Source organism: Mucilaginibacter sp. UR6-11, from assembly GCF_020880695.1.
Classification (GTDB): domain Bacteria; phylum Bacteroidota; class Bacteroidia; order Sphingobacteriales; family Sphingobacteriaceae; genus Mucilaginibacter.
The window spans coordinates 1-18,918 of sequence record NZ_JAJIWO010000011.1; the positions used below are offsets into that span (position 1 = coordinate 1).

Annotated in this window: 14 protein-coding genes; 2 read left to right on the forward strand and 12 right to left on the reverse strand. The window is 45.2% G+C overall.

The window, feature by feature from the left end; genetic code table 11:
* The 7 genes from LJ658_RS19140 to LJ658_RS19165 form a co-directional block, all read right to left on the reverse strand.
* The coding region (locus tag LJ658_RS19140; RefSeq protein ID WP_230548162.1) for a porin at window positions 1–297 on the reverse strand (297 nt) is incomplete at its 3' end.
* 77 nt (window positions 298–374) lie between these two features.
* Complete coding sequence (locus tag LJ658_RS19145) at window positions 375–938, reverse strand: K(+)-transporting ATPase subunit C (protein WP_230548163.1); 564 nt, start codon at window positions 936–938, stop codon at window positions 375–377.
* A 4-nt stretch (window positions 939–942) separates the two neighbouring features.
* The gene (gene kdpB, locus LJ658_RS19150) at window positions 943–2,976 is read right to left on the reverse strand and encodes a potassium-transporting ATPase subunit KdpB (protein WP_230548164.1); all 2,034 of its coding nucleotides are present in this window, start codon (window positions 2,974–2,976) and stop codon (window positions 943–945) included.
* 9 nt (window positions 2,977–2,985) lie between these two features.
* Window positions 2,986–4,704: a potassium-transporting ATPase subunit KdpA gene (gene kdpA / locus LJ658_RS19155; protein ID WP_230548165.1), complete on the reverse strand. Its 1,719-nt coding sequence runs from the start codon at window positions 4,702–4,704 to the stop codon at window positions 2,986–2,988.
* Window positions 4,705–4,714: 10 nt separating this feature from the next.
* A complete protein-coding gene (locus LJ658_RS20600) occupies window positions 4,715–4,792 on the reverse strand; it encodes a potassium-transporting ATPase subunit F (protein ID WP_370633098.1) in 78 nt (25 codons plus the stop codon).
* Window positions 4,793–5,158: 366 nt separating this feature from the next.
* A complete protein-coding gene (locus LJ658_RS19160) occupies window positions 5,159–6,508 on the reverse strand; it encodes a sigma-54 dependent transcriptional regulator (protein WP_230548166.1) in 1,350 nt (449 codons plus the stop codon).
* 208 nt (window positions 6,509–6,716) lie between these two features.
* Complete coding sequence (locus tag LJ658_RS19165) at window positions 6,717–8,228, reverse strand: alpha-L-fucosidase (RefSeq protein WP_230548167.1); 1,512 nt, start codon at window positions 8,226–8,228, stop codon at window positions 6,717–6,719.
* 391 nt (window positions 8,229–8,619) lie between these two features.
* Between LJ658_RS19165 and rlmF the strand changes: the two genes are divergently transcribed.
* Window positions 8,620–9,582, forward strand: coding sequence for a 23S rRNA (adenine(1618)-N(6))-methyltransferase RlmF (rlmF, locus tag LJ658_RS19170; RefSeq protein WP_230548168.1), 963 nt, complete (start codon window positions 8,620–8,622; stop codon window positions 9,580–9,582).
* 30 nt (window positions 9,583–9,612) lie between these two features.
* Here rlmF and LJ658_RS19175 read toward each other — a convergent pair whose 3' ends face one another.
* The 4 genes from LJ658_RS19175 to LJ658_RS19190 are packed head-to-tail and all read right to left on the reverse strand — an operon-like array spanning window position 9,613 to window position 17,420.
* Window positions 9,613–11,037 (reverse strand): rubredoxin domain-containing protein, encoded by a 1,425-nt coding sequence (locus LJ658_RS19175; RefSeq protein WP_230548169.1) that lies wholly within the window; start codon window positions 11,035–11,037, stop codon window positions 9,613–9,615.
* Between the two features lie 2 nt (window positions 11,038–11,039).
* The gene (locus LJ658_RS19180) at window positions 11,040–14,564 is read right to left on the reverse strand and encodes a nitrate reductase (RefSeq protein WP_230548170.1); all 3,525 of its coding nucleotides are present in this window, start codon (window positions 14,562–14,564) and stop codon (window positions 11,040–11,042) included.
* Window positions 14,565–14,572: 8 nt separating this feature from the next.
* The gene (locus LJ658_RS19185) at window positions 14,573–15,865 is read right to left on the reverse strand and encodes an MFS transporter (protein WP_230548171.1); all 1,293 of its coding nucleotides are present in this window, start codon (window positions 15,863–15,865) and stop codon (window positions 14,573–14,575) included.
* Window positions 15,866–15,878: 13 nt separating this feature from the next.
* The gene (locus LJ658_RS19190; RefSeq protein WP_230548172.1) at window positions 15,879–17,420 is read right to left on the reverse strand and encodes an alginate export family protein; all 1,542 of its coding nucleotides are present in this window, start codon (window positions 17,418–17,420) and stop codon (window positions 15,879–15,881) included.
* Between the two features lie 450 nt (window positions 17,421–17,870).
* On the opposite strand from LJ658_RS19190, the gene LJ658_RS19195 reads away from it, so the two are divergent.
* Window positions 17,871–18,563, forward strand: coding sequence for a Crp/Fnr family transcriptional regulator (locus LJ658_RS19195; RefSeq protein WP_230548173.1), 693 nt, complete (start codon window positions 17,871–17,873; stop codon window positions 18,561–18,563).
* Here the strand turns inward: LJ658_RS19195 and nirD are convergent.
* Window positions 18,560–18,904: a nitrite reductase small subunit NirD gene (nirD, locus tag LJ658_RS19200; protein ID WP_230548174.1), complete on the reverse strand. Its 345-nt coding sequence runs from the start codon at window positions 18,902–18,904 to the stop codon at window positions 18,560–18,562. The genes LJ658_RS19195 and nirD overlap by 4 nt on opposite strands.
* Window positions 18,905–18,918: the final 14 nt, after the last annotated feature.

Consider the following 18,918-nt stretch of genomic DNA (forward strand, 5'->3'; position numbering starts at 1 on the left):
TAACGAAGCATCACTGCGCGGGCCAAAAGATAATTCACCTACAAAAGCAGCTTTGCCTACTTTCTTCTTAAAACCAAAATCGATCATACCTATTGAAAATGAATTCTGGTCATTGCCATAATAACTACCTCCCGCCGGAAGTGCAATGTTGTTATGACCTGAAAAATCATATTTGTAATAAGCATCCGCCGAACCGAAAATAACTAACGGAGCATCACTGGTCGTTTTAACAGTATCCTGGGCTTTAACCGTAAAAGCTGTAACGGCAAGCACACATATCATTATTATTTTTTTCATGTATTTTTAGTAAGTTACGTAAACCATCACCAGCGGCTGCCCGTGATGGCGAATTTATTGTTATAGTATCCCGACGATTATTTTAACCCGTCAAGCGCCACATTTAACTTAAGCACATTGATTTTTGACGGACCGAACATCCCCAACAGCGGACCTTCGGTATGGTCGGCAACCAGTTTGGCCACTTTGGTTTCATCGAGCTTGCGATAGGCCGCAACCCGTTTTATCTGTATCTGTGCAGCCTCGGGCGATATGTCGGGGTCAAGCCCGCTGCCCGATGCGGTAACCATTTCGGCCGGGATATTACTGCGTTTTAAATACGGATGATATTTTAAAAGCGTATCAATACGTTTAGCCACATCCTTTAAATAATCCGGGTTGCTTGGGCCTTTGTTTGAGCCGGCAGAACCGGCGGCATTGTAAGCTACGGCGGATGGCCTGCCCCAGAAATACTGCGGCTTGGTAAAGCTCTGACCTACGGCGGCATAGCCAACTACCTTCCCGTTTACAACGATGGTTTCGCCGTTGCCGGCGCCTTTTGATAATTTGCCCGCGAAGGCGATAAATACCGGGTAAATAACACATAATAACACGGTAAGCACTACGGTAAGCCTGATGGCTTGTATGAGGTAAGTTTTCATAGTTTTATATCATTAAAGAAATAACCATATCAATTAATTTGATGCCGATGAAGGGCGCTATAATACCGCCAACCCCATAGATCAATAAGTTACGGCGCAGCAATGCGCTGGCACCGATGGGTATATATTCAACCCCTTTCAGCGCCAATGGGATCAGCATGGGGATAATGATGGCGTTGAATATCACAGCCGACAGGATAGCGCTCTCCGGACTGTGCAGCCCCATAATATTAATGCTTGCCAGCGCCGGGATACTTGCCATAAACAAAGCCGGCACAATGGCAAAGTATTTAGCCACATCGTTAGCTATGGAGAAAGTGGTTAACGTACCCCGGGTAATGAGCAATTGTTTACCGATCTCAACAATCTCAATAAGCTTGGTCGGGTCATTATCCAGGTCAACCATATTGCCGGCTTCTTTGGCGGCCTGGGTACCGCTGTTCATGGCTACACCTACGTCGGCCTGGGCTAACGCGGGAGCATCGTTGGTACCGTCGCCCATCATCGCTACCAGTTTACCGGCGGCTTGTTCCTGTTTAATGTAGCGCATTTTATCTTCAGGCTTGGCTTCGGCAATAAAATCATCAACACCTGCTTTCTCGGCAATAAATTTGGCGGTAAGCGGGTTATCGCCCGTAACCATAACCGTTTTTATCCCCATTTTCCGCAGGCGTTCAAAGCGTTCGGCAATACCCGGCTTGATAATATCCTGTAATTCAATCACCCCCAGTATCTCGTTATTCTGCGAAACCACCAGCGGAGTAGCGCCATTAGAGGCGATCGCTTTTACGCGTTCTTCCACATCTGCCGGAATTTCTTTTTTTGCTTTATAAGCCAGATTGCGGATAGAATCAAAAGCACCCTTGCGGATTGATTTTCCGTCCGGCGTATCGATACCGCTCGACCGGGTTTCGGCCGAGAATTTAATAAATGTTGATCCGTCCGGGGCTTGCACCGAGAATCCGGGTTTGCCTGTTTGTGCCAGCTCAACAATAGATTTCCCTTCGGGTGTCTCATCAGCTATTGACGATAATACCGCGGCCCTCACCAGGTCATCCGGCAGGATATTTAAAGCCGGCCAGAAATGGGTTGCTTTGCGGTTACCAATGGTGATGGTACCGGTTTTATCCAGCAACAAAACATCAATATCCCCGGCTGTTTCTACTGCTTTGCCAGATTTGGTGATCACGTTGGCACGAAGCGCCCGGTCCATGCCCGCAATACCAATGGCCGATAACAGGCCGCCAATGGTAGTAGGGATCAGGCAAACAAACAGCGAAATCAGGGCCGCAATAGTTATCGGTGTATTGGCATAATCAGCAAATGGCTTTAACGTTACACATACGATGATAAAGATCAGCGTAAAACTTGCCAGCAGAATAGTTAGGGCAATTTCGTTAGGTGTTTTTTGCCTTGACGCGCCTTCAACCAGGGCTATCATCTTATCCAGGAAGCTTTCGCCGGGTTGGGTGGTCACCTGTACCCTGATCTGGTCGGACAATACCTTGGTACCGCCGGTAACCGATGATTTATCACCTCCCGCTTCGCGGATAACCGGTGCAGATTCTCCGGTTATGGCTGACTCATCAATGGTAGCCAAGCCCTCGATGATCTCGCCGTCGGTAGGGATAATATCGCCTGTCTCGCAGGTAAACACATCGCCTTTAACCAGCTGGTTAGATGAGCGGATAACTACGGCGCCATTGTCAAGCACCACTTTGGCAGGCGTGTCTTCGCGGGTTTTACGCAAGCTGTCGGCCTGTGCCTTGCCGCGTGCTTCGGCAATAGCCTCGGCAAAATTGGCAAACAATACGGTAAGCAACAGGATGATAAAAATGGACAGGTTATATACAAAAGATCCCTGGCTATGGTTGCTGTAACTGTAAACGCTTACATACAGCATAATAGCGGTGCCTATTTCCACGGTAAACATCACCGGGTTACGCATCATGACCTTTGGATTTAATTTTACGAACGACTGTACCAGCGCGGTTTGCACTAAAGCCGGTTCAAATAATTTATTAGATTGATTCTTCATTTTGAGCAATTATTTAAGCATTGAAAAATGTTCGGCTATAGGGCCTAAAGCCAATGCCGGGAAATACGACAGCGCGTTAAGTACCAGTATTACCGCGAATGTCATTAAGCCGAAAGTCATGGTATCAACTTTTAGGGTACCGGCAGACTCAGGCACAAATTTCTTTTGAGCCAGCAGGCCGGCTATGGCAACCGGGCCGATTATAGGCAGGAAGCGGCCCAGGATCAATACAAACCCGGTAGATACGTTCCACCAGATATTGTTATCGCCCAAACCTTCAAAGCCCGAGCCGTTATTGGCATTTGCCGAGGTATATTCATAGAGCATTTCTGAAAAACCATGATACCCCGGGTTGTTTAACCAGGCCGAAGGTTTTACGGCCCAGTCGATATTTTGATGGGCCACAAATACATAGCTGGCTAAAGCGGTGCCGGTCATGATCAGGAAAGGGCTAAGCAGGGTTATCAGCGCGGCTATTTTTACCTCGCGGGCCTCAACCTTGTGTCCCAGAAACTCCGGCGTACGGCCAACCATCAGGCCTGATATAAATACGGCTATAATGAGATAGATGAAATAATTTAATAAACCTACTCCGCAGCCACCAAAGAAGCCGTTGATCATCATGGCCAATAATTGCCATAAACCGGTTAATGCCATGGTGCTGTCATGCATCCCGTTTACAGAACCGGTGGAGGTTACGGTTGTTAAGGTACTCCAATAGGCAGTAGCAGCAGGGCCGAACCTTACTTCTTTACCTTCCATTGCGCCGGTATGCTGGGTTATGCCCATTTTGGCAATCAGCGGGTTGCCGCCAAGCTCACTGCTTATTGTTGGCAGCATCAGCATCAATACGCCGGCCATCATCACCCCAAACATTACCCAGCCCAGTTTTTTGCGGCGGATAAAATATCCAAAAGCCAGGATCATGGCAACCGGGATAATGAATTGTGAAATGATCTCGGTCATGTTGGTTAAATAGTTGGGGTTTTCAAGCGGATGCGCCGAGTTTGCGCCAAACCAGCCGCCGCCATTTGTACCTAAGTGTTTAATCGCGATCATTTGTGCTGCCGGGCCGCGCGACAGGTTTACCGTATCGCCCTGTAAAGAAATAAATTTGTCTTTACCGGCATAGCTGCTGGGTGTGCCGTTAAAGGTTAAAATGATTGCTATAATTATAGATAGGGGCAAAAGCAAACGGGTGATGGATTTTACAAAGAAATTCCAGAAGTTTCCAAGATCTGCTGTGGTTTTGTCCCTGAAAGCTTTAAACACCGCAACGGCTGAGGCTATACCGGTAGCTGCGCTCACAAAATGCAGAAACATAAAGATGAAGTGCTGCGTAAGGTATGTGGCGCCTGATTCGCCCGAGTAATGCTGCAGGTTACAGTTTACAACAAAGCTTATGATGGTATTAAAAGCCAGGTCGGCCGTTTGGCCGGGATTGCCATCAGGATTTAATGGCAGCTTATCCTGGTAAATTAAAGCGAAAAAGCCGTATACCAACCAAAACAAGTTGATGGTCATCATGGCTTTCAGGAACTGTTTCCAGTTCATCGGCGTGTTGGGGTTTATGCCCGATAGTTTAAAAATGCCTCTTTCAAGTGGTTTCAGAAAGTCTGTCCATACTTTTTCGCCTGCAAACATCTTAGCCAGGTATTTAGCTAAGGGTATCGCAATTAAAAGCGTGATGGCGAATGAGGCAATGATTCCGGTTAATTCTGTGTTCATTGTGTTTCAGTTAAAAATTTTCGGGTTTAAGCAGTACATATACCATGTATATAAAAACCGCAATAGAAATGATGAATAGTGCTAACATAGTTTTCAGATTTTTTCGAACCAGTCGATTGATTTAAAAATGAACCACCAGCATATCAGGATGGCCAGGAAAAGGATTATTGTGTTCATGTTTTATTATTTATTGTTATTGAGCGTTTTGCTTTATAAAGTTTTGAAAATCATTTAGTTAATAAAATGTCGTGCGTCATTTAAAAACCTGATGGCACTTCTAGCCCAAATGCTTTCTTATAATGAAAAGACGGATGCCAAACCAATGCCATGATTTTTGCTTTACTTTTAATTATCTCATTATCAATGGCTTATTTGCATGACAGGCAATGTTTGCGACCCGGAAACAAAAAAACCCTACCAAAATGGAAGGGTTTTTTATCAAATAGGTAGGTTATTATTGTAGTGTATAATGCTCCAGCTTTCGGTAGAGGGTGGTGAGGCCGATGTTTAACAAACGGGCAGCTTCTGTTTTATTACCATGGGTATGGTTCAATACCTTATAGATATGTTGTTTTTCTATGGATTCCAGGTCAAGCGCTTCCGCATCCACATGGGCGGTTCTAAACTCAATAGGTAACAGGTCTGCACCAATGGTCTTATCCTCCGCCAGTATAACTACCCGCTCAATAACGTTTTTAAGCTCGCGTACGTTCCCTTTCCAATGGTGCTGGGTTAGCACCTGTAAAAATTCATCGCTCATGCGCTCAATCCTGATGTTTACTTTATCAGCAAACTGTTTAAGGTAATGTCTGGCAAGGATTTCGATATCCGCCTTACGCTCATTTAACGACGGGAGGTTGATTGTGAAAACAGATAGCCGGTAAAACAGGTCAAGTCTGAAATGGCCGGCCATGGCTTCTTTTTGCAGGTCGCGGTTGGTAGCAGCCAGTATGCGGATGTTCACGCTGGTGGTTTGCGTATCGCCAATTTTAATAAAGGTGCGGCTCTCTATTACCCGTAATAATTTAGCCTGCAGCTCAAGGCTCATTTCGCCTATCTCATCTAAAAATATGGTGCCGTTATTAGCCTCTTCAAACAGCCCTTTTTTATCTTTTAATGCCCCGGTAAATGAGCCGGCTTTGTAGCCAAACAGTTCGCTCTCCAATAATTCAGACGGAAATGAGCTGCAGTTAACCGCAACGAAGGGTTGCAGCCGGCGCTTGCTTTCATAATGGATCGATTCGGCAAAAACTTCCTTGCCGGTGCCCGTTTCGCCCAGCAACAACACGGTGGTATCTGTGGGCGCTACTTTTTTGGCCGCCTCAATAGATTCTTTTATCGCTTTTGATTTGCCCAGGATATGGTCAAAATCATACTTGCCGGTTAGGCGCGCCTCCAGGTTAAACACCCTTAATTGAAATTGGGCCTTTTCGGCGGCTTTGTAAACCAGGGGAATGATCTTGTCATTATCATCACCTTTGGTAATATAGTCGAAGCCGCCGTTTTTTATGGCCTGTACGCCATCGGCAATGGTGCCGTGCGCGGTAAGGTTTATAATTTCAACATAGGGCTTTTTCTCCTTAATTAGCTTAACCAGCTCAATGCCGTTTATATCGGGTAGTTTAACGTCGCTTATTACTACGTGTATATCTTCCAGCATCAGGGTTTTGAGGCCCTCTTTAGCGGTAAACGTTTTAAACAGATGAAAGCCCTCCAATTCTAATATCCGGGCAATTAATGCCGCCAGCCCCTGTTCGTCATCAATGATCAGAACATTGGCTGACGAGGTTATTTTAGTTTCCATGCAAACAGACCAGCCAAAAATATGCCCGTTATGGAGCCGGAAAAATAAAGCCTTTAATTAGCTGTAAATGAGCGCTTATTTATTTTGCGCCGTTTTTATTAAAATGATAAGCATTTCAAAATGATAGGGTTTATTATCAATATGGAATGACGAAAAAAGACCAGGATTGGGTACCTGATCTTTAACGGGCCATGTGTCTTTGAGCGGTTTAATTCAGTTCTATCTGCAGGCCCAATACTGTCCAGCCTGGCAGGTTTGCAGGTTTGGTGATCACCAGCGCATCCTCCTCCTGTTTCCAGCTGATTTTTTGGTTGCTGCCCAAAAGTGATACGTTAATAATTTTCTTATCATTAACCGTTGAGTTTTTCCCAAGGGATTTGATACGGATATCCTTTTCGGGCTTCTCCATACAAAAAGCGTACAGGTTGTTGCCCCTGGTTGTAAACCGGATATCGCCTGCCTGGTAAGCGCGGGTATCGGTCAGCCCCGAAAATTGTCCTTTTTTTTGATTCTCTTTAATGGTTGAGGGCCCCTCGCCATAAATTTTCCAGGGGCGGGTACCGTAAATACCTTTGCCATTGGCAGGCATCCAGGCAGCAATTTCTTCAACTATATTTAGTACGTCGGGTTCAAGATCACCCTCGGGGGTTTGCACAATGTTAATAAGCAGGTTGCCGTTCTTGCTCACAATATCAACCAGCATTTGTATAACCTGGGTGCCGGTTTTATATTTTTGGCCGGTTTGATAAAACCAGTCGCCTATAGAAGTATCTGTTTGCCAGGGGTAGGGATTAATGTTATCCTGTACGCCACGTTCCAGGTCCTGCACCCATTTGCCGTTTGAAGTTTCTTTGCAATTATAAACCGCTGTTGGGCCGCCGTTATGATAAGCGAAATTGCCGTTGTAAAAATTAGCCAGCATGCTGCGGCCAACTTCGCCAAAAGGCAACTGGCTGTCAGAGTAAAGCAGGTCGGGATGATAAGTGTCCACAAGTTCTTTTACATCAGTATACCATTCTTTCATCCATTCGGGATTGGTGGTTAACCAACCGTTATCGCCGGGTGCCGCTTTGGTGTGATACAGGTCTGCGTATTGCGGGTCAGCGCCATCATAGGGAACGTCCTTAAACTCACCATCCTTATCAGCGCCGTGCGATGTCTGGAACCAGGTATAGCTGGCCGCCAAATGTTCGGACACGCCAAATTTAAGCCCTTGTTTTTGAGCCGCTTTTTGCCAGGTACCCACCACATCTTTGTGCGGGCCCATATTAAAAGCGTTCCATTTATGGATCTTCGATTTCCATAAAAAGAAATTATCATGGTGGCTGCCCATGCTTACAAAGTATTTGGCGCCTGCCCTTTTATACAGGGCCATTAATTTTTCGGGGTTCCATTTTTCGGCTTTCCATAAGGGTACGAGATCTTTATAACCAAATTTTGACGGCGTACCATAATGGGCGACATGATATTTGTTTTGCCGGCTGCCCTGCTCATACATATTGCGGGCATACCAATCGCCCTGGCGCGGTACAGCTTGCGGGCCCCAGTGCGCCCAGATACCAAATTTGGCATCCCTGAACCACTCCGGGTATTGATATTGTTTTAACGACTCCTCGGTAGGTTTGAACGGGCCGGCATTTACCGGCAGATCCTGCGCTTTGACCGCCGACAGGCAAGTAAGCAGCGTCCCGGTTAACAGGTATTTAAGATTACTGTTCATAATTGGCTTGTATTGGTGATTAAAGTTATGACAAAAGCGGGTAAAACCGATAATGTTGAGCTCTTATTATCGCCTGAAAAATTTGCATCGGGGTGATCCATCCGGGGTGATCCACTCCGGATTATGCAAAACAACAAAAACACACAAGCGGCTTATTTGCAGCGACTTAGCAATGCTGCTAACGTATGGCGACTGATCCAAAGTGATCCATCATTTTTTATAAACAGCTCATTGTCAATTTATTATTCTGTTTTGGTGATCCGGCTGATCCACATTTTCGGTGGATCAGTCAATCGTATCTCCACCTATTATTGGCTGCATTTACAAAGCATGCCATTGCCCTTTTTAAATTAAGAATACCGACCTTAGCAAAAAACATCATCAGCCATAAATGAGCATCGAAGAGCCAAAGAAACCTGCCGAAAAAGAGAATATGCATCACCGTAACGGGCACCGCCAGGGTTATGATTTTAAGCAGCTCTGCAAAGCTGTGCCTGAGCTTAAGGCGTTTGTTGGTATCAATAAATATGGCAGCGAGTCGGTTGATTTTACTAACCCTGACGCTGTCAAGACTTTAAATAAGGCTTTGCTAAAAAGTGTTTATGGCGTTGATGGCTGGGACATCCCAGAAGGGTATCTTTGCCCGCCCATACCCGGACGTGCCGATTATATTCATTACGTGGCCGATCTGTTAAGAGAAAACAATAACGGTAATATCCCTAAAGGAAACAAGATCCATGTTTTAGATATTGGCATGGGCGCAAACTGTGTTTACCCGCTAATTGGCAACAGCGTTTACAAATGGCAGTTTACCGGTACGGATATTGATCCGGTGGCGGTCCGCTCGGCAAAGAATATCGTTGCCTTAAATAAAGAGCTGGAAAGCAGTATGGATTTTAGGCTGCAAACCGGCAACGATCATATTTTTACGGGAATGATCAGGCCCGGCGAACGTTTTGACCTGACGATTTGTAACCCACCCTTTCATGGTTCATTTAAAGAAGCACAGGATGCTACCGCCACCAAATGGAAAAAGCTGGGTGTAATGAAAAAGCCGACGTTATTAAACTTTGGCGGTCAAAAGAATGAGCTATGGTGCAAAGGTGGCGAAGCCGGATTTATCCGCCGCATGGTAGATGAGAGCGCACAGTTTGCTCAACAGTGTCTTTGGTTTACCACGCTGGTATCAAAGAAAGACAGCCTGCCCACTGTTTATAACGCCTTAAAATGGAATAAAGCAGTAGAGGTTAAAACCGTTAACATGGCGCATGGCCAAAAAACCAGCCGCTTTGTTGCCTGGACCTATTTAACGCCCGACGAGCAATTGGAATGGAGACAGAAATTTTGGAAATAGCCCAACCGCTGATTTAATGAAACGATATGGTTAAGCAGTGACGAGGCTAAAGTCGGTCATTGGGGCTTCACAAACCGGACAGGCATAGTCTTTAAGGGTTTCAAACGGTATGCCTTTTTCAATATTATTTTCGGGGTCACCATATGATTGATCATAGCGGCTCAGGCAACAGTTGCATTGGTAAATTATCGCATGGTCTTGTTGCGAAGGCGCTTCATCCGGCGGCGGGGCAGTCTGCAGGCGGTTGCTTTGCGCATCGTAAAACGCATGGCACAATACTATTAGATGGCTGCTCAGATCCCGGGGCTTAATCTGTTGCTTATAAATTACTTCGTCCCTTAAATTTGGATTAAAATCACGGGTATGCAAAATGTCATATAGCCCGGCATAGTCTTTTTTTAGGATGATTGAACCCTGCAATCCGGTTTTAGGTTGGGTTTTAACAGCAAAGCAAAGCTGGTAAGTGCGCAGGTCGGCCTCTTCAAATTGCCGTACCAACTGCTGTTTTAACTCCAGCCCTTCGGTACAGATGTCCTCAATTTGCCAGTTAAGTTCGTTTGCCGCATGGCGTATGTTGAGGTGGTACTTGCTTAATATCAAACCCCATTGATTACGGTCGGCCTGTTCAATCCCCTTAATGATGATAGATTTCCAGGGCGTGGTATAAATTTGGCCTATCCTTGATTTTAAGCATAGTAAACAAACCGCCTTTAAAAATTCCAGCGGAAACAGCTCATGACGACGGTAAATCCCCAGCCAATACTTATTACTGTATTTGTTGAATCCTTCGTAATAAGGTAGTTGAAAATCCGGCAGCTTCAATGGTTCCGTTACAGGCTGAAAAGCCACATTTAATTTTTTTGCCAGTGTTTTATAAAATAGTTCTTCGTCAATATCAGTCCGGCTATAAAACAGTTCTTTTTTTTGCAGGATGATGTCTTCGGCAGTTTTGGCAAGAGCGGGGATGTCTTCAGAATAAACCAACGTTGGGAAACAATACAATTTATCGGTTTTTGGGAACCGGACGTAGGTATACCAATAATTGCTGACGCCCGACGCGATAAAATTTATGTTGCCGCTAAAAAAAGGCACAAAGGTTTGATGGCTGTCAACCAGGTTAACCTTTAATTGCGGCTGATGATCAAACCGGTCAAAAATATCTTTGTAAACCCCTTCACGCACCCATCCCTCCTGGTAGTTAAAAATAGTGTCGGCAACATATGAACTTATGATATTGGCATGTTGATCCTCATCTACCTCATAATTGATCTCTGATTTTAGCATATCCAGCTCAAGGTCTTCCAGCCGGTCGCCGGTTATGGAAAAATACAATTGCTGCCGGTTGCCAAACCTTAGGTTTACGGCGCCGGCGCTCTCTGCAATCAGCAGGATCTCATAAAGGTCACCCGCTGATATAAAGCCACCGGGCAGGTTTATTTTTATCAAATGTTCCATAGTTAAACCGCTTTAGCCATTGTCAGGTTTTCTAATGCTTCGTCAAGTAAACGTTTAACTTCCGGCCGGCATGATCCGCAGCCGGTACCCGCCCCCGTTGTGGCGCACAGATCGTTCATGTTTTGACAGCCGTCTTCTATCTTCCTGCGGATATTTTCTGTGCCGACATTGTTGCAGCTGCAAACCAGTTTGCCCAATACAGGGTCGGCTTTGTTACCGCTACGCAGCAGTTGCAGGCGTTTTTCGCTCAGCTCAGTTTGGTTGGCAATCAGGTCGCGAAACTCCAGGAATTCACTTTTGTCGCCAATCAGTATTGCGCCCACCAATCTGTCCTGGTGGATGATGCATTTTTTATAGTAGCGCTTGGCCTTGTCTGTAAATACCACTTCTTCATAATTGGCGTCATCCGGGCACTCGGGTAAGCCTATGCTGCATAAATCAAACCCGTGAATCTTAATGATATTCATAAACAGGCTGCCTTTATAATAACTGGCTATATCCCCATTCATATAAGCGGCAACTACCTGTGCCTGCTGCTCGGCGGCGGCGGTAATACCGTAAAGGGTGCCGTTAAACTCGGCTATTTCGCCAATGGCGTAAATGTTTGGGTCGCTGGTCTGCAGGCGCTCGTTTACAATCACCCCCCGACGGCATTCCAGCCCGCATTCTTTGGCTATTTCAAAATTAGGGCTGGTGCCAATAGCCAGTATCATGGCATCGCAGTTAATTTTGCGCCCGCTTTTTAAGCCGATACCGGTTAGTTTTGAGCGGCCGTAAAAAAGCTGAATTTCGTCGTCATAATAAATATCACAACCCTGGTCGGCCATTTCTTCGTGTAGAAGCTGGCTGCCCAATGCATCCAGCTGGCGGTTTAAAAATCTGGAAGTACGCTGTATAATGGTGATCCTGATCCCAATTTCGCGTAATGAAGCCGCCATTTCCAGGCCCAGCAGGCCGCCTCCCACAATAACCACATGCCCGTTTGCAGGCACATGCTTTTTAAAACTATCGGCATCATTCCGGTTACGCATGGTAAAGATACCCGGGAGCGTGGGGACGTTCCGCGGAACGGCCGCCCTGCTGCCCGTGGCAATCAACAAAACATCATAGCTGGTTTTCACACCCCGCGAATCAACTACGATTTTATTAGCGCGGTCAATCCGCTCAATACTGATACCCCGTAACAGGTTAATTTTATATTCGGGTTCTTCTTCATCCTTCATTTTAACCAGTTGCTCCCACTGCTGTTCGCCACTGATATAGTCGGGCAGCATAACCCGGTTGTAGAACGGGTAATTCTCTTTACTGAAGATGGTGATCTCGTCTTCGCCATTTAATTCGCGGTATGACTTTACAAAGCCGTATGCCCCGGCACCTGCGCCGATAACCACAATACGCTGAAAAGGCTTTTTAAATTTAGCCACCTGCACGGCGCAAAACTTAAAGTCGGGCTCTTTCGATATAGGGTCCACCTTGTCGCTGGTGAGGTTGTTTGCGCGGTTAAGATCGCTGCCCAGTATTTTGCCCCAATGCATCGGTAAAAATACCACACCTTGTTTTATCCGGGCTGATATTTTGGCTTTTACCTGTACCGATCCCCGTTTTGAAGTTATTACGGTAACGTCGCCCTCGTTTATGCGCAGCGTTTCGGCGTCCGCCGGATGAATCTCTAAAAATGATTGGGGGTAATGCTGATTAAGCTTATTTACCTTCCCGGTTTTGCTCATGGTATGCCATTGATCGCGGATGCGGCCGGTAGTCAGGATAAAAGGAAAATCCTGATCAGGCATTTCGCTGGTCAGGCTATCTGCCACCGGGTGGATAATGGCCTTTTGCGACGGTGTATGGAACTTCTTATCGGTAAACAGGCGCGCTGTGCCCGCGCCTGATGTTTTCTTTTTATAGGGCCATTGTACTGTTTTGCGCTCTTTTAAGATCTCATAGCTTAAGCCGCTGATATCAATATTGGTTTTAGTCGTGAGGCGTACGTGCTCATTATAAATGGCGGCAGCATTTTCAAAATCAAAGCCTTTATAGCCCATTTTTTGCGCAAAGCGACAAATGATCTCGGCATCAGGCAAAGCTTCGCCCGGTGCGTCAAGTACTTTGTTGAGATAACTTATGCGCCGTTCTGAGTTGGTCATCGTTCCTTCCTTCTCTGCCCAGGCTGCGGCGGGTAATATCACATCAGCAAAAGCTAAACTTTCTGATTTATTGGTGATCTCCTGCACCACCACAAATTTGGCTTTTTTTAGGGCCTCTTCAACCAAACGTACATTAGGCATGCTGGTTAAAGGATTGGTACACAATATCCAAATCGCTTTTAAGCGGCCATCGTTCAATGCCTCAAACATTTCTGTTGCCGAAAGGCCGGGCTTAGGATTGATATGGGTGCCGCCCCAAAATTTCTCCACCTCTTCACGGTGCAGGGCATTACCCAGATCCCGGTGAGCGGGAAGCAGGTTTGCCAATCCACCAACTTCGCGCCCGCCCATGGCGTTTGGCTGACCGGTTAATGATAATGGACCTGAACCAGGCTTACCGATATGCCCGGTTATCAGGTTCAAATTTATGAGGCTTAAATTTTTATTTACGCCGATGGCACTTTGGTTAAGGCCCATGGTCCACATTGAAATATAGCCTTTTGCTTCGCCGATATATTTTGCCGCAAGGCGGATATCAGCTTCACTGACACCACAGATCAAAGCCGATTCGCAGACAGTTCTTTCAAAAACCAGTTTGCTGTATGCCTCAAAACCTTCGGCATGGTTGGTTACAAAATCAAGGTCTATATCGCCATTCTCTATCAGCACCCGCCCGATGGCATGGTTGAGCGTGACGTCTGTACCGGGATTGAGCTGCAAATGCAGATCGGCAATGCTACAGGTATCAGTAGCGCGGGGATCAACAACAATTATTTTTACCTGCGGATTGGCGGCCTTGTGCGCCTCTACCCGGCGCCATAAGATGGGGTGGCACCAGGCCGGGTTTGCACCGGTTACGTAAAAGCAATCAGCCAGTTCAATATCGTCATAGCAAAGCGGGACACTGTCTTCGCCAAGTGCCAGCTTATAGGCGGCAACAGCGCTGCTCATACATAGCCTCGAATTGGTATCAATATTATTGCTGCCAATAAACCCTTTCATGAGTTTATTGATAACGTAATACTCTTCGGTAAGGCATTGGCCCGAAGCATAAAAAGCGACAGAATCAGGCCCGTATTTGTTAATAAAAGTTTTAAACACCGCGGCGGCACGGTCTAAGGCGCTATCCCAGCTAACCCGCTGCATGGGCATGCTTTTACTGTATCGCATCTGAGGGTATAGCAGGCGATCAGTTTTATCATTTACGGTATGATGCAGATTCATGCCTTTGCTGCACAGTGCGCCCTTATTTACCGGGTGGTCTTTGTCGCCGGCTAAACTAACCGAGCCATTCTTTTCTTTATTTAAAAGCACACCGCAACCAACCCCGCAATAACAGCAGGTAGTACTTAGTTGGTTGGTGGTGTGCCTTGATTTTGACATGCTAAAACTTATGCGGCGCCTGCCAGTTTGCTTTCCGCTAATTGCTCCTCAGTAACGGTTTGATTTTGAAACCGGGTTATTAACACAATAACAGATACCACAATTACCGTATAACCTATATAGGTAAACGCCTGTACATAGGTAACCGAGGTTGACTTAAACAGGAAACCAAACAACATACCGCCCAGGTTGCCACCCGCGCCTACAATGCCGCTTACCAGGCCCACATTTTTTGCGTTAACAAAAGGCACAATGCCATAAGTGGCGCCATTAGACATTTTAAGGAACAAGGCAAACGTCAGCATGGACATAATGGCGATCATTAAAGAGCCTGATTGCGCAAAAAGTATTAATCCAAAGCCCTCTAACAGCAGTACACCGGCAAGCAATAAGCCTTTGCCGCGCATACCAAATTTCTTGCCCACTTTATCAGATGCTATACCGCCCAATGCGCGGGCAAATAGGTTCATAAAGCCAAATATGCCGGCCCAAAAACCTGCCGCGCTTTGGCTTAAATGAAAAGTATCTACAAAGTGCAAGGATGCCACGTTGTCAAAAGTCAGTTCCATCCCAAAACACATGGCATAAGCCAGGGTTAGCGCCCAGATGCGCCAGTCGGCCAAAATACTCCAGTCTGTTTTCGTGCGTTTTTGTTTATGACCTGTCTCATCGTAGTTGCCTTCAGGAGTGTCTTTTGTATATTTAGAATACAAAAAAGCAATGATCAGCATCATCACACCCGGAACGATCATGGCGTAACGCCAGGCTTCCGCTTTGGTGTAGCCGAAGCTAACTATAGCGGCGAATATTAACGGCATAACCATATTGGTTACCCCACCACCCAGGTTGCCCCAGCCGCCTGTTACCGCATTCGCGGTGCCTTTTATATTAGGGGCAAACATCATTGAGGTATGGAACTGGGTAATAACAAATGATGCGCCTATAACACCAATAGCCAGCCTGAATAACAGGAACGAAGTATAATCATGTGCCAATCCCACAAAAAACACCGGCAATGACCCCATCAACAATAACCTAACCGCGGTTTTCCGGGGTCCCCAGGTATCACAGAGCTTGCCTATTAAAAGGCGTGCAATTATGGTAGCGGCTACAGATGCAATAATGGTATTGCCAACCTGCGCTTTGGTTAAATGCAGTTCGGCGCGGATAGTAGGCATTAACGGCGCCAGGCCAAACCAGCCAAAGAAACATACAAAGAACATTAGCCAGGTGGTATGGAACGTGCGCATTTGCACCCCTTTTAAAGATAATATGTTGAGTTTAGTAAGTTGATGTTTCATGTCCGGTGAATAATTATTTGTTTAAGAATTCTGGTTTGATATTGATCTGCAAAAAGGCCCAAACAGGTTTCAGGCGGGCAGTTAACGGGGTGATGTTTTTGGCATATTCCATGCTGGCTGTAGCGGCCATATAAGATAAGCCGACGTCAACACCGGTAAACTTATTAAGTTTATAGCCCGCGGTAAAGTCAAGCTCGGTGCCGAGGTGTTTGCCGACAGCAGCGCCGTTTATATCTTTTTGATTATCGGCCAAAGAAAAATAATGGCCGGCAAGTTCTGTTGTCAGTCTGTTGTTAGCTGATGTATATTTTAATTTGAGGTAAGGGTCGATCAGCCCTCCCAGCGGTGAGCCGCTTGAAGCATAGAAATAATCCATATATCCCCAGAACTTATGTGGGCTGCCATATAACGGATCAAAACGATGATTTTCTGCCGATGTTGAAAAGGCGTCATTGCCTGATAGTACATCCAGTCCGCCGGTGTAAGCAAGCCGGCTTGATTTGTAAGATAGCGCCAGGGTATAAGTATAAGCGTTTAACTTAAGTCCGTCTTTATCGTGCCCGCCCTGGTAGTAATAGCCGCCATTAAAGGCCCATTGATTTTTATCGCCAAAAACCGGGTTAACCAGCAGGCCGGTAGTATAGCGGGTGTTTACCCCGGCCTGGTTAAACCGCTTGCCATATACATAGCCAACGTCGGTGCCTGAGGTGTTTTTTACAGAATCTAGTATATATTTACCAAACTGGTCAGCCAGGAACAGTCCTGATACTTTGGTTTTGCCAAACTTTTTTGCGGCATATAAATATTGAAGTGCTTTATAATTTTGATTGAGTGCATTGCTGCCCGGGGGGTTAAGGAATGCCGGCGATCCGTTCTTTGCGCTAATGCCTGATGAATTGATCAGCGGGATGAAACCTGCAGGGGTATTCACTAAATTCCCCTTACTGTCTTTTACGGTCGCAGGTACATTGGCAGGGGTATAATAGGTGCCGTTATAGTTTATGGCGTCGGTGTTTTGATTAAAGGCCACACCCAGGTCTATCTGCCAGCCCTTTTGCAGCAACTTAAATACGATGGCATCGTGACGTCTCGCCTGGCTCAGCCAGTCTGATGCGCCTAACAGACGTTCATCATCATATACCAATTCCTGTCGACCGACTTTTACAGCAAAATAATCAAACGGCGATACTTTAAAAGCAGTATCTTTTTTATTAGATAAAATAATTTCGGCCCATGCCTCATGAATAGCAAGTTTAGACCCATCGGCTGGTGTTATAGTAGAGGCATCCTGGCCCCATAGTCTAACATCCTGAATAGAGGTTTGAAAAATCAGATGGCTCGACTTATAGTTAAAAGTAAGCCTTGTGCGCTGCGCAATAAAGGCGGCATCTTTACTGCCAATTGCTTCGAGGGTGCCGTATCCGTCGCGCAATTCTCCGCGGGTACGCAGTTGACCTGTCAGCGAGAGCTGTGCTTTGGCGCTAAAGCACAGACAGACAAATAAAATTACAATTGTTGTAAATAGCCGGAGCTTTTTAAGTACATTTTTATACATTTGATTAGTTTTTGGTTTGTTAAAGCTATAAAAACTATTTGGCCTTGTTTGGGAATGCGACCTCCCTGCAAGGCTTTTTTGTTATTTTTTTAGTTGTTTTTTTTCATGTATTGTCTTTTTATAAATATTTGCTGATTTATTATGCTAAATATATTCAATTTCATGTAGTTTTTGATAAAATGGATATATTTTGAGTGATTTTTATGATATATATAATCGAATATTTATTTTTTTGTGAAATGCTTAAATATATAGCCGCATAAAATCCCTTTAATATGATTTTTATAAAAATAAATTGTAAAATTTTGACAAAAAATTCAATAATAGATAAATAAATATGGCAAATACAATCAAAAAACGGCGTGAATTTAAAAAACGATTGAAAATGTATGATGTAAATCACCCTTAAATTGACTAATATTGTATTATTAACTGATTTTATTTGTTAAAATGAAGAAAGTGACCATAATTGAGGATGAAAAAAACTGTTTTTTATGCCAAAACTGTTTAAAGGAGTGGATCCCGGCGATTTTAGCTCATAAAAAAAACTACAAAGTAAAAAAAGGCGAGGTTATTTTTAGAGAAGGCGACCCGGTAAAGGGTATTTTTTTTGTAAAAAGCGGAATTGTGAAAGTTCACAAACGCTGGGGTGCAGACAAAGAGCTGATTTTAAGATTTGCCAGCGAGGGATTAATATTTGGACACAGGGCCTTAGGTGGTGACGGTATTTATTCAATATCGGCAACAGCTGTGCAGGCGGGGGTGGTGAGTTATGTTGATATGGAGTTTTTTGATGCTACCTTAAAAGTAAATACCAATTTTACTTATGACCTGTTGATGTTCATGGCGCAGGATTTACGTATATCTGAAAGAAAGATGCGCAACCTGGCACATATGCCGGTAAAAGGGCGCGTTGCCGAAGCATTAATTATATTGAAAGATCAGTTCGGCTTGACGCCCGAAGGCTTTATTAATATTGAACTAAGTCGTCAGGACCTGGCATCCTTCTCTGGCGCTACCTATGAGACGGTGTTCAGGGTGATCAACGAATTGATACAGGACGGCCTGCTGGTGCTCTCGGGTAAAAGTATTTCCATCGCAAACTACAATAAACTTTTAAAGCTGACGGAAGATATAGCTTAAAGGCTTATAAATACTTTTCCGTCCTCAATTCTTACCCCGTACGTTTTAATTGAAAGTTCTTCGTTGGTTAAGCACTGCCCGCTTAACAGCGAAAAAGTGTTTTTATGAAAAGGGCAGGCAACTTTGGGCTCACAGCTTTCGCCGGTACTGCCGATCATCCCTCTTGATAATACCATCTGTTGTTTGTGAGGACATAAATTTTGGGTTGCAAACCACTCGCCCCGGCGGGTGAAGTTAAAAACCGCAATTTGTTCGTCGCCTAATTTTACGCAGGCACCCCCATTTTCAGGTACGTCGTCAACAAGACAAGCCAATACCCAGTTATCTATTAATGTTTCCATTTGTTGTCTTATTA

Bases quoted from the DNA above. Each gene is read 5' to 3' on its own strand.
- LJ658_RS19145 (WP_230548163.1), bottom strand. From the start codon at position 938: ATGAAAACTTACCTCATACAAGCCATCAGGCTTACCGTAGTGCTTACC.
- nirD (WP_230548174.1), bottom strand. From the start codon at position 18,904: ATGGAAACATTAATAGATAACTGGGTATTGGCTTGTCTTGTTGACGAC.
- kdpB (WP_230548164.1), bottom strand. From the start codon at position 2,976: ATGAAGAATCAATCTAATAAATTATTTGAACCGGCTTTAGTGCAAACC.
- kdpA (WP_230548165.1), bottom strand. From the start codon at position 4,704: ATGAACACAGAATTAACCGGAATCATTGCCTCATTCGCCATCACGCTT.
- LJ658_RS19190 (WP_230548172.1), bottom strand. From the start codon at position 17,420: ATGTATAAAAATGTACTTAAAAAGCTCCGGCTATTTACAACAATTGTA.
- LJ658_RS19165 (WP_230548167.1), bottom strand. From the start codon at position 8,228: ATGAACAGTAATCTTAAATACCTGTTAACCGGGACGCTGCTTACTTGC.
- LJ658_RS19160 (WP_230548166.1), bottom strand. From the start codon at position 6,508: ATGGAAACTAAAATAACCTCGTCAGCCAATGTTCTGATCATTGATGAC.
- LJ658_RS20600 (WP_370633098.1), bottom strand. From the start codon at position 4,792: ATGTTAGCACTATTCATCATTTCTATTGCGGTTTTTATATACATGGTA.
- rlmF (WP_230548168.1), top strand. From the start codon at position 8,620: ATGAGCATCGAAGAGCCAAAGAAACCTGCCGAAAAAGAGAATATGCAT.
- LJ658_RS19185 (WP_230548171.1), bottom strand. From the start codon at position 15,865: ATGAAACATCAACTTACTAAACTCAACATATTATCTTTAAAAGGGGTG.
- LJ658_RS19175 (WP_230548169.1), bottom strand. From the start codon at position 11,037: ATGGAACATTTGATAAAAATAAACCTGCCCGGTGGCTTTATATCAGCG.
- LJ658_RS19195 (WP_230548173.1), top strand. From the start codon at position 17,871: ATGAAGAAAGTGACCATAATTGAGGATGAAAAAAACTGTTTTTTATGC.
- LJ658_RS19180 (WP_230548170.1), bottom strand. From the start codon at position 14,564: ATGTCAAAATCAAGGCACACCACCAACCAACTAAGTACTACCTGCTGT.